This window comes from Gracilibacillus phocaeensis (assembly GCF_900626275.1).
Lineage (GTDB): Bacteria > Bacillota > Bacilli > Bacillales > Amphibacillaceae > Gracilibacillus > Gracilibacillus timonensis.
This window is the reverse complement of sequence record NZ_LR131145.1, coordinates 920,534-935,494: the sequence shown is the minus strand read 5'-3', so window position 1 is coordinate 935,494 and position 14,961 is coordinate 920,534. Positions and strand designations below refer to the sequence as shown.

Annotated in this window: 14 protein-coding genes; 11 read left to right on the top strand and 3 right to left on the bottom strand. The window is 41.0% G+C overall.

Annotation, left to right across the window (positions count from 1 at the left end; translation table 11 throughout):
- Positions 1 to 44 precede the first annotated feature (44 nt).
- From E0E32_RS20465 to E0E32_RS20450, 4 genes are all read left to right on the top strand, one after another.
- Positions 45 to 1,421: an extracellular solute-binding protein gene (locus E0E32_RS20465; protein WP_130860689.1), complete on the top strand. Its 1,377-nt coding sequence runs from the start codon at positions 45 to 47 to the stop codon at positions 1,419 to 1,421.
- A gap of 138 nt (positions 1,422 to 1,559) precedes the next feature.
- Entirely contained in the window at positions 1,560 to 2,423 is an 864-nt protein-coding gene (locus E0E32_RS20460) for a sugar phosphate isomerase/epimerase family protein (RefSeq protein WP_130860688.1), read from the top strand.
- 13 nt (positions 2,424 to 2,436) lie between these two features.
- Positions 2,437 to 3,486: a Gfo/Idh/MocA family protein gene (locus E0E32_RS20455; RefSeq protein ID WP_130860687.1), complete on the top strand. Its 1,050-nt coding sequence runs from the start codon at positions 2,437 to 2,439 to the stop codon at positions 3,484 to 3,486.
- Positions 3,487 to 3,557: 71 nt separating this feature from the next.
- Complete coding sequence (locus tag E0E32_RS20450; RefSeq protein ID WP_165445114.1) at positions 3,558 to 4,697, top strand: MFS transporter; 1,140 nt, start codon at positions 3,558 to 3,560, stop codon at positions 4,695 to 4,697.
- A 33-nt stretch (positions 4,698 to 4,730) separates the two neighbouring features.
- Here E0E32_RS20450 and E0E32_RS20445 read toward each other — a convergent pair whose 3' ends face one another.
- Positions 4,731 to 5,300: a xanthine phosphoribosyltransferase gene (locus E0E32_RS20445; RefSeq protein ID WP_130860685.1), complete on the bottom strand. Its 570-nt coding sequence runs from the start codon at positions 5,298 to 5,300 to the stop codon at positions 4,731 to 4,733.
- A 192-nt stretch (positions 5,301 to 5,492) separates the two neighbouring features.
- Between E0E32_RS20445 and E0E32_RS20440 the strand changes: the two genes are divergently transcribed.
- The 3 genes from E0E32_RS20440 to E0E32_RS20430 all read left to right on the top strand — a co-directional run bounded on the left by E0E32_RS20440 (position 5,493) and on the right by E0E32_RS20430 (position 8,622).
- Entirely contained in the window at positions 5,493 to 6,356 is an 864-nt protein-coding gene (locus E0E32_RS20440) for a helix-turn-helix transcriptional regulator (RefSeq protein ID WP_066189760.1), read from the top strand.
- Between the two features lie 150 nt (positions 6,357 to 6,506).
- Positions 6,507 to 7,523 (top strand): Gfo/Idh/MocA family protein, encoded by a 1,017-nt coding sequence (locus E0E32_RS20435; RefSeq protein WP_066189762.1) that lies wholly within the window; start codon positions 6,507 to 6,509, stop codon positions 7,521 to 7,523.
- A 25-nt stretch (positions 7,524 to 7,548) separates the two neighbouring features.
- Complete coding sequence (locus E0E32_RS20430) at positions 7,549 to 8,622, top strand: Gfo/Idh/MocA family protein (protein ID WP_066189763.1); 1,074 nt, start codon at positions 7,549 to 7,551, stop codon at positions 8,620 to 8,622.
- A gap of 223 nt (positions 8,623 to 8,845) precedes the next feature.
- Here the strand turns inward: E0E32_RS20430 and tnpC are convergent, their stop codons facing one another.
- A complete protein-coding gene (gene tnpC, locus E0E32_RS20425) occupies positions 8,846 to 10,408 on the bottom strand; it encodes an IS66 family transposase (protein ID WP_235817537.1) in 1,563 nt (520 codons plus the stop codon).
- Between the two features lie 66 nt (positions 10,409 to 10,474).
- Positions 10,475 to 10,825: an IS66 family insertion sequence element accessory protein TnpB gene (tnpB, locus tag E0E32_RS20420; RefSeq protein WP_205410304.1), complete on the bottom strand. Its 351-nt coding sequence runs from the start codon at positions 10,823 to 10,825 to the stop codon at positions 10,475 to 10,477.
- Between the two features lie 489 nt (positions 10,826 to 11,314).
- On the opposite strand from tnpB, the gene E0E32_RS20415 reads away from it, so the two are divergent.
- From E0E32_RS20415 to E0E32_RS20400, 4 genes are all read left to right on the top strand, one after another.
- Entirely contained in the window at positions 11,315 to 12,073 is a 759-nt protein-coding gene (locus tag E0E32_RS20415) for a sugar phosphate isomerase/epimerase family protein (protein WP_130860684.1), read from the top strand.
- A gap of 48 nt (positions 12,074 to 12,121) precedes the next feature.
- A complete protein-coding gene (locus tag E0E32_RS20410; RefSeq protein WP_078059990.1) occupies positions 12,122 to 13,015 on the top strand; it encodes a helix-turn-helix transcriptional regulator in 894 nt (297 codons plus the stop codon).
- 93 nt (positions 13,016 to 13,108) lie between these two features.
- Positions 13,109 to 14,056, top strand: a complete 948-nt coding sequence (locus E0E32_RS20405; RefSeq protein ID WP_078059991.1) for a carbohydrate ABC transporter permease — start codon at positions 13,109 to 13,111, stop codon at positions 14,054 to 14,056.
- Between the two features lie 15 nt (positions 14,057 to 14,071).
- Positions 14,072 to 14,914: a carbohydrate ABC transporter permease gene (locus tag E0E32_RS20400; protein WP_066189770.1), complete on the top strand. Its 843-nt coding sequence runs from the start codon at positions 14,072 to 14,074 to the stop codon at positions 14,912 to 14,914.
- Positions 14,915 to 14,961 lie beyond the last annotated feature (47 nt).

Below are 14,961 nucleotides of genomic sequence, written 5' to 3'. Positions count from 1 at the left end.
AATTTTTGATGGTTAATATTACACACAAAAAAGGGGAGTTACAAATGAAAAAACAGTTTGGGTTCCTAATGTTAATGATGTTTGTGTTGTTGCTAGTTGCTTGTTCTAATGATTCAGATACTGCGGGGGAAAGTATGGAAGACATTGAAGTTGTTTCTGAGATAGAAGGTACAGTTCGGGTAGCTTTAGCCGGGTTCCAATTAGAAGATGGAATTGATCCAATTACCGCTGTGGAGAATAAAGGAATGGAAACATTTATAGAAGAACAATTTAAACCAAGATATCCTAATATTGAAATTGAGTTAACACAAGTGCCTTGGGAGAATGCACAAGCCAAACAAACGGCAATGTTGCAATCAGGTGATGCTGACGTATTGTATACAGGGGGAGCATTTGCTACTCAGTGGTATCAGCAAGGATTACTACGTGATTTAGATGATTTAATCGAAGAAGATGAGGATTTTGATTCTAGCATTTATTTAACTGGAGTATGGGAGAACTCTTATAGTGTAAGATCTGCAGATGGTGAGCACCAATTTGGTATTCCTGCTATTCTCGGACGACGTGTAATTTCTTATGATAAACAGCTATTTGACGAATGGGGAGTTGATTATTTATCAGATAACCCCACACCTGCGGAAGTTCTAGAGAAAGCTGCACAAATGACTGGCGAGAATCCAGAAACAGGTGAAATGAACTATGGACTTTGGTTTGATGGAAAATCTCTTAATTTGTCCACTTTTGTTGCTTTAACCCATGCATTTGGTGCAACAGGAGGAGAGGGAACATTAGACGATCCTAAGAATATTGAATGGAATTTGAATTCTCCTGAAATGGTAGAGGTATTTGAATGGTTAGAAGAGGCAGCACAGTATCCTCCATCAGATTTTTTAAATGCTCAAGGTAATGAAAATTATGGACTTGAGTCGAATAATATCGGTATCTTTTTGGATAATGATGGTTCGACTGTTATGGCTGAGCTAAGAGCTAATGATAATGAAGAGTTGGCGGAACGTTACGAAGCCACATTAAATCTTGGACCAGATGGCGAAGGATGGGTAGCAGTTGATCCGTATGTTATGGCGAAGAATGCTGAGAATGTAGAAGCTTCGTGGGAAGTACTGAAGTTCTTCACTGGTTATGAAGCGCAAAAATTCAATTATGAAGAGTATACTAATACACCTACTTTAGCAGAAGCAGATTTCGTATCTGATCAAGATATTTACATGGCTAAAGCAGCAGAGATTGCTGAGGTGTCAACTTCGACCTTGATGGATGAAGCAAATCCGTTCTTTGGTAGTGAAATGGCACCAGCAGTTAATGGGTTCGTCAGTGAAGCACATAATGGTGAGACACCAGATATCCAAGCATATTTAGATGATTTACAAGAACGAGCAGAAAGATGGTCTGCTAATCAATAAATTAAAAGCAGTTTAGTCGGAGAACTAGACTAAACTGCTTACTTTTTTAAAAGTACTTTCCGTACTTAGAAAGTCAAAGTCCATGTAATCTTTTAAAGTTATAGGGACAATACGTTAAAATAAACAAGGAGTGATCATATGAAAATAGGATTAAGTTCATATAGTTTATTTGCGGCGATGAAGACGGGAGAAATGACGATATTGGATGTGATCGATTGGACAAGTGAACAAGGATTTGAGCATATTGAAATCGTGCCGAATCTGGGCTTTGCATGGGAAGACGATCATTTAATCGATCAAGTTCGGGAGCGTGCAGCGGAAAAAGGGATTGAAATTTCTAACTATGCTATCGGAGCCAATTTTTTGCAGCCGACAGAAGAAGACTATCAAGCGGAGATTCAGCGGGTGAAAAAGGAAGTGGATATCGCTCATCGGTTGGGAGCAAAGTTAATGCGTCATGATATTGCCTCAAGGGGAATTCCAGAGACAACCATTGCTAATTTTGAAAAGGATTTACCTTCATTAGTAAACGCATGCCAAGAAGTGGCCGATTATGCCCATCAGTATGGGATCACAACAAGTATCGAAAATCATGGTTATTATATCCAGCAGAGTGATCGTGTTCAGTCCGTGATTAACCATGTGGATCGGGGGAATTTCAAGACAACAATGGATGTAGGGAATTTTCTTTGTGCGGATGAAAGTCCGCTGGCGGCTGTTCAAAAGAATATTGCGTTTGCTTCCATGGTGCATATTAAAGATTTTTACCAGCGGCCGGCTCATCTTAATCCAGGAGAAGGCTGGATACCTACTATCGCCGGTAATTATTTGCGCAGTGCGATCATCGGTCATGGAGATATTCCGATGCGGGAAGTGCTGCGAGTGATTAAAGCATCTGATTATGACGGGTATGTGTCGATCGAATTTGAAGGTCTGGAAGAATGTAAACTTGCCTCGAAATTAAGTTTGACCAATCTGAAAAACATGTGGCAAGAAATATAGGAGGGTATTAATCATGAAGATAGGTGTTATTGGAGCAGGGTCGATTTCTGGAGCACATTTCGAGTCGTATGCTAATAATGAACAAGTAGAAATTTTTGCGATTTGTGATCTAAATGAAACGCGGGCCAAGCAAAAAGCAGAACAATATGGGGCAACGCATACGTATACCGGTTACCATGAATTACTGGCTAATAAAGAAGTCGAGGCGGTTAGTATCTGTACATGGAATAACACGCATGCCGAGATAGCTATCGCAGCACTTCAAGCAGGGAAACATGTACTAGTGGAAAAGCCGTTGTGTAAAACTGTGGAAGAAGCCTTAGCGGTAGAGGAGGCTGTTAAGTCTTCTGGTAAAACGCTCCAAGTTGGTTTTGTACGACGCTATGCTGCCAATACGGAGATTGTCAAACGCTTTATTGATAATGGAGATTTGGGTGACATTTATTATGCCAAAGCGACCTGTTTAAGGCGATTAGGCAACCCAGGTGGCTGGTTTGCGGATAAAGAAAGATCCGGTGGTGGCCCTTTAATTGATTTAGGTGTACATATCATCGACATTTGTTGGTATTTAATGGGGAAACCAAAGGTGAAATCAATCCGAGGGAATACGTACCATCAGCTAGGAAATCGTTCGAATGTAGAACATCTGGATTTTTATAAAGCGGCTGACTATGATCCCAATAAAAATACCGTAGAAGATATGGCGAATGCCCTGATAACCTTTGAAAATGGTGCATCTTTAATGGTAGATGTCAGCTTTACCCTTCATGCCAAGCAAGATCAAATGGCGGTTAATTTGTATGGAGATAAGGGCGGTGCAGAACTAGAACCATCACTTGAAATTATCACGGAGAAATATAATACGATGTTAAACGCAACCCCGCAAACGGATCATCATAGTTTTAATTTCCAACAGGCATTTCAAAATGAGATTGATTACTTTGTAGATACTATTAACGGAGATAAGGAAACACGCAGCCCTGTGTCAGATGGGGTAGAGATGATGAAAATCCTTTGTGGAATTTATGAGTCCAGTGAAAAAGGTAAAGAAATTCAATTTTAAGCGTATCTAGATAGGCCATGTCAGGTGAACTGGCATGGCTTATCTATTGGAGAACAAGGGAGTTGGAAAACATGAAAAAATATGGGCTGCTGAAGCTGTTTTACTTTATGTTTACAATGTCGACAGGGGCCTTTCAATTTTTGAATCTATTTTATGCTGACTTTGGTTTGGATGCGCGTGAGATTGGGATTTTGTTTGCAGTAGGGCCAATGGTAATGATTGTGGCACAACCGTTTTGGGGCATGGTAACGGATTATATGAATTCTGCCAAAGTAACGCTTGGTGTGATGATTGTCGGTGCGGCTGCAACGATCCTCTTTTTTCCGATATCAAGTCAATTTGAGCATCTGTTATGGTTAAATATTCTCTTCTTTTTCTTTCAAAGCGCGATTCCGCCGATTGCGGATGTGACGGCAATGGCGATGCTGGATAGCCGGAAAGAGTTTGGCAAGATCAGGCTGTGGGGTTCGTTAGGCTATGCGGCAGGTGTCCTGGTGGTAGGGCGGCTGTTGGATATCTTTGGTTTAAATCTGATGTTTATCTTGCACAGTGTGTTGATTGTTGTAGCCTTGTTTTTGGCCTTGAAATTACCGGTTCAATTGGCGGCGAAAAAGGAATTCCATTTGAAAGAAGTACTTGCCTTATTCCGAAATCATCGTTTTGTTTTGTTTCTTTGTTTTAGTTTTATGGTTCATTTGACTGTGCACGCCAACAATTCCTTTTATTCGATACATATGCAGGACTTAGGAGCTTCTATCAGTTTAATCGGATTCGCTTTACTAATTAAATCGATTCTAGAAGTGCCCTTTTTCTCGTTATCAAGACAATTAATGAATGCCTTCTCTTATCCTGTTTTGTTAACAGCGGTTGCCTTTGTGTATGGAATGAGATGGCTTATACTTGGCGTTAGTACCAATATAGATATTTTGCTGTGGTCACAAATCCTATTGGCTTTATCCTACAGTATTCAATATTTTGTCGCTGTTGCTTATGTCGATGAATTAACCCCTGAGAATTACCGAGCTACTGGTCAGACAATCTTTTGGGCCGTTTCTCTTGGCTTAGGTGGAGTTGTAGGGAACATGTTAGCTGGCTGGGTGCTGACCTTTATGACCATTGAACAGATGTATCAGCTGGCTACGGTTGTGGCCTTAGCCAGTATTGTGATCCTTTGGCTGAAGCCTAAAAAGAAAACGTTACAAGGAAGTTGACGATCATCAGAGGGTAACTGCCCCCTCTGATGATTAGAGAAAGGTAACTTGTTTATTCGCCAAGCTCTTAATCTGCGCTAGCGATTCTACGTGGTAGCCTTTGTCGCGAAGCAGCTTTCCACCATCTTGAAATGCCTTTTCAATCACAATACCAATTCCTGCAACCTTTGCCTGTGTTTGCTCGATTATCTTAATTAATCCTAATGCTGCTTGACCGTTAGCTAGAAAATCATCGATAATCAGCACGTGATCAGAGGCTTCTAAAAATTTAGAAGCAATCGAAATGGTACTTGTTTCTTGTTTGGTATAAGAGTATACGTCTGCTGTCATCAGCCCTTCTGTCAGTGTCAATGACTTCTTTTTACGGGCAAAAATAACCGGAACGTTCAAAGAAAGACCTGCAAATATGGCAGGGGCAATTCCAGAGGATTCAATGGTAACAATTTTTGTAGGTTGTTGATCACGAAAATGGTTGGCGAAAGTCTCTCCAATATCTTGCATCAAAGCGGGGTCTATTTGATGGTTTAGAAACTGGTCTACCTTCAGTACCTTTTCGGAAAGTACGACGCCATCATTGATGATTCGTTGTTTAAGTTTTTCCACGACTGTTTCCTCCCTGATGTATGGTTTTACTATTTTACCATATGGAATGGGTGAAAGCAGAGCTCAGGACCTATCACGAAAAACAGAAAACACTCTCAGTCAAAAAATAAATAAAAATGGACAATACTAGCCATTTTATTATCTAATCATATACAATAAAATGAAAAGATCAGAAGATTGAAGGGGAGAGATATGGAAGAAACCCTGATAGCAAGTTATCGGCTGCAAGGTCCAGTAGGTGAAATGCAGGCACATTCTCACAAGGAGTATGAGATTTATGTCTTTCACGAGGGCACGTGCCGCTATTTGATTCACAACCAAATCTATGATTTACAGCCTGGAGATATTCTGTTAATGGATGGATTAGCCTTGCACAAACCAAATGTACCTAAGGATAGTGTGTATGTGAGAAGTCATGTGCATTTTACACCAGATTTGGTGTTGCCTGTGTTAGAAGCGATGGGGGCTGTTTCATTATTAGATGTCTTCGATCAGCTACATCATTGTTTGATTCGCCCCAGTCAATTAGGTGAGCTCCAACAAGTAGAAACGCTTATCCATCAAATAGTGGAGGTTGAGCGTCTGTTTGATACAGAATCCTATGAGAAAACATGGGAACTTAAAACATTAGTGGTGCAGCTGTTGATTGTAGTGAATCAATTAGGACAAAGAGAATCCCATAAGGTGATGCCAGATAAAATGGACAAGGCAAGACATGCGGAGAATATTGCTGCTTTTATTCAAGGACATTTTCATGAAAAGCTGTCAATCCAAAAGATTGCAGATACTCTTAATGTGAGCAGGTTTTATGTCTCTCATGTGTTTAAAGAGATGACAGGTTATACCGTGATGGAATATGTGATGGCGGTCAGACTGCAACAGGTGAAATATTTGTTAGAGATGGATACGGATAAGTCCATGCAACAAATTGCTGATCAATGTGGTTTTGAAAGCGCTTCTCACTTTAGCCGTTTTTTTAAACAAAGTGTTGGGATGACGGCAAAACAATACCGGAAACAGCGGCTGCAGATTTACCACAGCGTTAAGGGTTCGTAAGTTTTCCGGCTATAGGAGAGGTAACCAACAGTGGGTATGGAAACCAACGATCCCTAAACCTCCTGATAAGTCTCGCTTTACCACAGCGTTATACGCTTGTAAGAATATAAATTCATATATATTTTGTCAAGGAGAGAGGAAGAGAAAATCATGTTACGAATAGGTGTGATTGGTCTAGGAGACATCTCGAAGATTCATGTTCCGGTGATCACAGAACATCCGGAAGCAGAGCTGATTGCCGTTTCTGATATCGATGAAGAAGCATATAGCAGTTTGCCTGATATTCCGTGTTATCCGGATTACCGTACCATGTTGCAGGAGGAGAAGTTGGATTGTGTGCATATTTGCCTGCCACACCACCTGCATTATCCAGCAACAAAAGTGGCCGTAGAGCGGGGGATTCATGTTATTTTGGAAAAGCCGTTGGCGCACACGCTAAGCGATAGTCAGGCAATTGTGGATTTAGAAGCCGCCAATCCTCATGTGAAGATAGCTGTCAATTTGCAGAATCGACTGAATGAAACGGTGGAATGTTTACAAGAGTTGGTGCAAAGTGGTACGTATGGCGATCTGTTAAGTGTAAAAGGCTTGGTAGCATGGCACCGCCCCAAATCGTATTACGAAGTGAAACCATGGCGGGCTTCTATGGAAACAGCAGGCGGTGGTGTGATGATCAATCAATCGATTCATACATTAGATTTGCTGCAATGGTTTGGTGGTGGAATTAATACAATCCGCGGTTCTATCGATACATTACTAGATTATGGTTATGATGTAGAGGATACGGCAAGCGCCTATATTACGTTCGAGAGTGGGGCTACTGGCTTATTTTTTGCTACAAATGCTAATGGCGATAACTCGTCGGTGGAGTTGCAGCTTATCCTAGAAAAAGCTAAGTTTACGATAAAAGACAGCATATTAACCATAACACAGGTAGATGAAGAAAAGAAAATACTGGCGGAGGACCGTAAATTACCTGGTAGCAAATTTTATTATGGAGCGAGTCATGCGAAGTTAATTAACCATTTTTACCGCCAAATAGAGCAGGATGGGGATGATTATATTCATGCCAAGGACGCATATTCGTCGATGGAAATGATCGCACTGATAAATGAATCTTCACGAACCAAACAGACTTTGTCTCGAAAAGTAAGCACCAATAAATAATAAAAAAGATAGGAGTGTCTTCATAATGAGTAAAGCAGATGGAATGAATTATGCACCAAAAGGAAAGCCGAATCCAGTCGTTCAAGAGGGGGAATTTGTTTTTGCAGCTGCTGCGTTGGACCATGGTCATATTTATGGGCAATGCAATGGTTTAGTTGAAGCAGGTGCCACCTTGAAGTGGGTATATGATCCAGATCAAGCTAAGGTGGACGCTTTTCTAAAAACGTTTCCGCAAGCACAACAAGCGACCTCGTTGGAGGATATATTGCAGGATGAGGAAGTGAAATTGGTAGCGGCTGCGGCCATTCCTTCCGATCGAAGTGCACTTGGTAATCGTGTGATGAAGGCGGGTAAGGATTATTTCACTGATAAAACACCATTCACTACATTAGAACAATTAGAAGAAACAAAGAAAGTTGTTGAAGAGACAGGGCAGAAGTATATGGTATATTATAGCGAGCGATTGCACGTTGAGAGTGCCGTTTTTGCAGGTCAGCTCATTCAAGAGGGAGCGATAGGCAGAGTATTGCAGGTTACAGGCTTCGGTCCACACCGCCTAAATGCCCCAAGCAGACCAGATTGGTTTTTTGAGAAGGAGAGGTATGGTGGGATATTGGCGGATATTGGCAGTCATCAGATTGAACAGTTTCTCTATTATACCGGTAATACCAATGCCGAGGTGGTTCATAGTAAAATAGCAAACTATGACAATCCAACTTATCCCGAACTAGATGACTATGGTGATGCCACATTAGTTGGTGGAAATGGGGCAACCCAATATTTTCGTGTCGACTGGTTTACCCCGGATGGATTGAGTACCTGGGGTGATGGAAGAACCTTTATTACGGGAACAGAGGGAACGATTGAAATTCGAAAATATGTGGATTTGGCAACGGATAAAGGTGGCGACCAGCTTTATTTAGTGAATAAAAACGGTGAACAACACTTCAACCTGCAAGGCAAAGTAGGCTTCCCATACTTTGGCGCATTAATTAAGGATTGTATTCATCGAACGGAAGAGGCAATGACACAAGCTCATACGTTTAAAGCAGCAGAATTATGCTTAATCGCCCAGAAGCAAGCCATGAAAGTAGAATAAAGAATAGAGGTTATCCTAGAGGTCTTATCGACTTCTAGGATTTTTTTGTGTCAGATGATGATCTAGAACTATGAATGGTTATCATATGTAAGTGTGTACGAACAGCATCTACCCATGCCTTTATCATATCGTAAGCGATCAATACTCAAGTGTATAGAAAAATCCCCAACCCTGCGATAAACTGTTCTAGAAAGAGGAACAGAAGGGTTGGGGAGATTTATCCTTATTTCTTGTTTCGTGGCTTTGGCAGCGTTCTTTCCTGGCAACGTTCTTTGACGTGGGAACGCCATGGCAAATAAGCCTTCAAATCTTCCTCATTGGTTAAGGTGGGAAGGTTAGGAAGTTCTTCGAGTAAATAAATGATATATTTTTCGGGAACGAGGTTATTTTGTTTCGCTGTTTCGATGATACTCATGATAATCGCAGCGGCTGTCGCTCCTTCATAGGTGGCGCTGAATAACCAGTTTTTTCTTCCCATCACGAAGGGTTTGATGGCCCGTTCGGCTCGGTTGTTATCAAGCGCTAGTTTCGCATCTTTCAAGACCGTGCGAAACGTGGACTCGTATGTCAAAGCATACTGTATCGCTTCGCCTAACTTGCTGCCGGATAAAGGATCTTGTTCCCGTAACCAATCAAAAAAGGCATCCATTTTGGGTTTCAAGATGGTTTGGCGTTTCTCCAGCCTTTCCTCATCGGATAGTTTGGACCACGCGCGCTCATACGTGAAGAATTGGTCACACCTCTCGGCTGCTTGTCGACTCAACGCATCAGCGGGACAATCCTTTGGCATCGCGTCTATGAATTTGCGACGAACATGCGCCCAACACCCGACCAACTCTACGTTAGAAAGGGCTTGATAAGCTTTCCACATATCACAATGGATGTACCCTTTATACGTATCAAGGAAGCTTTGGGCGACATGGGCTCCCCGACTTGGATCGTGATGATAGAGCGTGATCGGCTTTTCACTATATTTGGCGCTTAAAAAGGTCCAAAAATGCGTATTCACGGTATCACTTTCCAATACCCGATACGTTGTTTCATCGGCATGTAACATCGGCTGTTGAAGTAGCGTGTCTTTCAACAGTTGATAAAAAGGGGCTAAATAATAATCCGACACTCGTATATGCCAATTGGCAATTTGTTGGCGCGTAATAGGTAAACCAATGCGGTGCCAACCTTTTTCTTGACGATAGGCAGGTACTTTTAACTCAAATTTCTGATGAATGGACTGGGCAATAATCGAAGCAGAACCCAAGCTATTATCGATAGGCGCTTTGGGAACTGGTGCTTTGATAATCTTATCTTCTGGTCCCTGCTTGGAACAGGTTGCGCACTTATAAGCATGTTGGTAGTGCACCTTTCGTTGAAGCTTGGCAGGAAGGTAAATGACTTCTTCTCGCACGGCATAGCTCCCGATAGCGTCCAGCGTTCCCTTGCACGTGGGACAGGTACAGGCTTCCCCCTCCAGTTGATGGTGAACAGGATGCTCCGGAAACTGGTCTAAGATGGCTTTTTTTCTGCCTTTCGTTTTCTTTCGTTTCACGGTAACTTCCTCGATTTCCCCTTCCACGATAGGAGGGGCTTCTGCTGCATCAAAGAAGGTGAGTTGATGATCAGGAGGTAGTGTTTCTTTGGATTTACCGAAGATTTTTTGGGTGAGGTAAGCGACTTGTTCCCGCAACAATGTCAGCTCATTCGCTTGTTGAGCGAGCTGAGCTGTTAATTGTTCAATTTGTTTCACTTGTGCTTCGTTGATTTTTAGTAATGTCTCCTCGGGACTCATACGCGTTTCTCCCTTTTATTTTCTAACTATATTATACCATAAAAGGGATATAAAAGCACTCTTTATTTAATAAAAGGCGCGAGAAGAAGCGATTTGTATCGGTGGATCAATCGAAAAACCACGGAGTAGCCAATCCACTTGTTGACTGGTCAGTTCCCGGGCTTCTTTGGTCGTTCGAGGCCATTTTAATTGCCCATTTTCAAACCGTTTATATAACAGCCAGAAACCTTCTCCATCCCAATGCAGCATCTTGAAGCGATCCTGCTTGTTTCCACAAAAGAAAAACAACGCTTCTTGAAAAGGATCTAAATGGAATTGGGATTGCACCGTATAAGCCAACGAATCAATCCCATACCGCATGTCTGTTTTTCCACATACAATATAAAACCCTTTCGCTTGCTTTAAATTAACAATCAAATAGAAAAACCTCCTGTATCTTTGTCTTACCATAAGTGTACAGGAGGTGATGCTGCATTTATAGATACTTGGTTATTGATCGCTTACATCATATCTTCTCGTACCCGCACGACAATTTTTAAATGGAGGTGTCTATATTACTTCTTCATTTATATCCACAATCCCATTTCTATATTTTCCCTTTTAGGTGACTAATAATGCTTATGAGTCATTAAATAGGTGTAACCAACAGTACAATTACAACACACAACAAAAGTCGCTTAAATATGCAGTTTTAAGCGAATAATAAGAAAAACGGCTATTCATCAGAGCAATCTCAGACAAAACCATAGCAAAGAGGTGCGAGCCTGTCAGCCAAACGATTGTTAAAATAAGGTCATTGCTTCAATTATAAAACGCTTACAACGAAGGGCTTGTTGATGCATTTATCACAAACTTTTCACTATCATTATCTATGTTACGGATAACATGACACAAGGGGGAGATAAGATGAAAATAGGTTGTTGTGCTAGTCTGGATCAGGCGGTTATGCTGCAAGAAGCGGGTTTCGATTTTCTGGAGGTGCCGGTTGTCTCGTTGATGGGAGAGAATCAGCAGCAGGTAAATGAACGAATCAAGGCTTACCAAGACAGTCCGTTGCCGGTTGAGGTATGTAATATATTGCTGCCGGGTTCGCTGAAGGTAACGGGTAATCAAGTAGATCAACAAGCACTGGATACTTACTTAGCAAAAATGTTGCCACGTGTGAAGGAAATTGGAGCGGACACAGTGGTCTTTGGGAGCGGGGGTGCCAGGACTTATCCTACTGACTTTTCAGCGGGGGAAGCCCATCGTCAAATCGTACATTTTTTACAAATGGTGGCCAGGTATGCGGAATCATTGGAACTGACGATGGTGATAGAACCATTAAATCGAGAGGAGAGTAATGCAATTAATACCGTCTTAGAGGCAACAGCGCTGGCAGAAGAGGTGAATCACCCGTCTATTAAGGTACTAGCCGATTTCTATCATATGCAAAAAGAACAAGAACCTTTAACAAATATTGCAAAAGCAGATAGGTGGATTAGGCATATTCATGTGGCAGATAGTAACAGGTTTGCTCCAGGTACAGGTAGCTATCCTTATCATGATTTGCGAGAGCAACTGGAATCAATAGACTATCATCAGCGCCTATCTATAGAATGTCAATGGAAAGATATGGAGGCCGAGGCCGCAGAAGCTAATAGATTCCTGCATGAGATTTTCTGACTGGAGTAAACTTCGATTTAACCATCAAAATTGAAGGAGAGAATGGCGATGAATGATCAGACGACAGAAAACGTGCGTGTTTTTTATAAGAATACGTCGGTAGATTTATACACCCATAACTTCTATACGCATTCTCACTCGCATTACGAAATCTATTACTTTCATGAAGGAGATTGTAAGTATCTGATCGATGACCATGTGATTCAGTTGGAGAAAAATGATCTTATCATTATGAATGGATCCTCCTTGCATGGCCCGCATCCACAACGAGATATACCATATATTCGAAGTGTAGTGGAGTTCTCGGCAGAATGGACACGACCAATTATTCAGCAATTAAATGTGCCGATGCTGTTGGATCCCTTCGAGAAACTGACCAATTTCTTATTTAGAGGGATTGATCAAAAATATCATGAGAAATTGATTGCGATTTTAGAAGATATTCATTTAAAAAAACTGTACTTAGCTGATTTAACAGTATCAGAATTGGAGAAGGATTTATTAGAAGGACAGATTACCAATCGTTTGATTGAACTATTATTTATTATTTATGAGATTAGTAATAGTGAGTTGATTCAAATACCATTGGCGAATAATGAGAAAAATAATCATGTCAACCGATTAATATCCTGGATTGACCAGAATTATCAACGCGCCGTTACGTTGGATGAGATGGCGGAAAATTTACACCTAAGCAAGTATTATATGTCGAGAATTTTCAAGGATGTTACTGGTATGACCGTTATGCAATATCTCATGAATAGAAGATTAGTGCGCACGAAGTACATGTTGGAGATGTATCCAAGTAAATCTATGCTGGATATTGCAATGGAGTCAGGTTTTGAGAGTTCATCCCATTTTAGTAGAAAATTCAGGCACCATTATCAAGTAAGCCCTACCGAGTATAGAAATTTACGCTTATCTCGTTGTAAGCGGTTGTAAATCTTGTTTTATTCATTTGAATATAACAGAGTTGCGGTATAACAACTCACTAAACTGATTAGTAAGCGTTATCAAGCAAAGGAGGCGGAAGTCTTGTCTACAAAGAAAACAGAAACGGAACATGGACAGCTAGATAGCAATCCAAGTATTGCTGCAGATGTCGATACGCTTCATAGTAAAAAAAGAAAATCAGCGTTGACTTGGTACTTGTTCTTGTTACCAAGTTTCCTCGGGATCATCCTATTTATGGTTTATCCCATTGTCGAATCATTTCGGCTAAGTTTTTTTCAATCGAATGGAACGATCGAGAATTTCATTGGTTTGCGTAACTTTCAGTATGTGTTAACGTCGGCAACCTTTTGGAATACGGTGTGGAATACCTTCTTTATTGGAGTATTTCAGATTGTGATCACGATTCCGTTAGGTTTTATCTTTGCCTCATTAATCAATTCGGTTCGATTCGGTCAGAACTTCTTTAAGGTAGTCTATTTTCTACCGAATGTTACCTCGATTGTAGCGGCAGCGATGATCTTTCAATTTGTCTTACATCCGGAAATGGGAGTCGCCAATTATGCCCTTGATGCACTTGGATTGCCGACATCCACCTGGTTTTCCGATCCTAGCACTTCCAAGTGGGGCGTTATTATGCTGGCTGTGTGGCACTGGATTGGTTTTGTAATTATCATTTGTTTGGCCAATTTGCAGGCTATATCTCCAGAAATGTATGAGGCAGCAAGAATAGACGGGGCCAGCTCCATTCAACAATGGTTATTTATCACGATACCAAACATGAGCGGAACCTTTGCCTTTTTGCTAATAACTGGATGGATCGGCAGTCTGCAGCGCTTTAACGAAATCTACGTATTAGGCGGGCCAAATGGAAGTCCGGCAAGGTCGATTCAAACAATGGGAGCCTTCATTTATGAGCGAGGTTTTACCGGTTTTGAATTTGGGATCGCCTCGGCTGCTACGTATATTATGTTTGTGATTATCTTGATCTTTACTTTCTTTAATTTAAAAATATCGAAAATGAAGCTGTAGGAAAGGAGGAAAATTATGAGTGATAAAGCAATGCGAAGAACCAACAGTGTGGTGAAATTCACGGCATTATTCATTTTTGGAACGATCTTAATGATGCCTTTTATTTGGATGGTAAGTGTGGGATTTGACCGTACCGCGAATATAACGATGCCTTTTCCGCCACGATTGATACCAGAAACTATATCATCGTTTAACTATGGGATTGTGTTTGAAAATGGCAGGCTGATTCAGGCTTATATTAACTCAGGAATTGTAACGGTCAGCTCGGTAGTGATTCAAGTAGGAGCCTCTTTGTTTGCTGGTTATGCCTTTTCTAAAGGGGATTTTAAGTTTAAACGCTTACTTTTTATTTTAGTGTTATGTACTTTAATGATCCCAATGGAGCCACGATTAATTCCATTGTACACGTTATTTAACAGTGTTGGGTTGTTAAATACTTTCTGGCCTATCATTCTGCCAACGGTGATTAATGGGATGTTGATTTTCTTGTCGAAGCAATTTTTTGATCAATTACCGAATACCTTGCGTGAGGCGGCACAAATTGACGGGGCCGGAGAATTTCGAATCTTTTTTCAGGTATATTTTCCTTTAGCTGGTCCCATTGCTGCCACGATGGTGATTCTATCTTTTATCTGGAGCTGGAATGACTTTATGTGGCCATTAGTTGTATTAAATAATCAAGATCTTCATACCGTTCCTTTATATTTAGCGAGCTTCTCGCTGGAAAATGGAACGAGCTTAGGTGGTTTAACGATGGCGTTAGCTACGGTAAGTATTTTACCGATAGTAGTGCTGTATCTTTTCTTACAGCGATACATTATTCAAAGTATTGCACTTAGTGGAGTGAAAGGGGAGTGATCATTGACTAGACTGGCTGCGTTTGCAGGACAATAAATTTTTAAAAA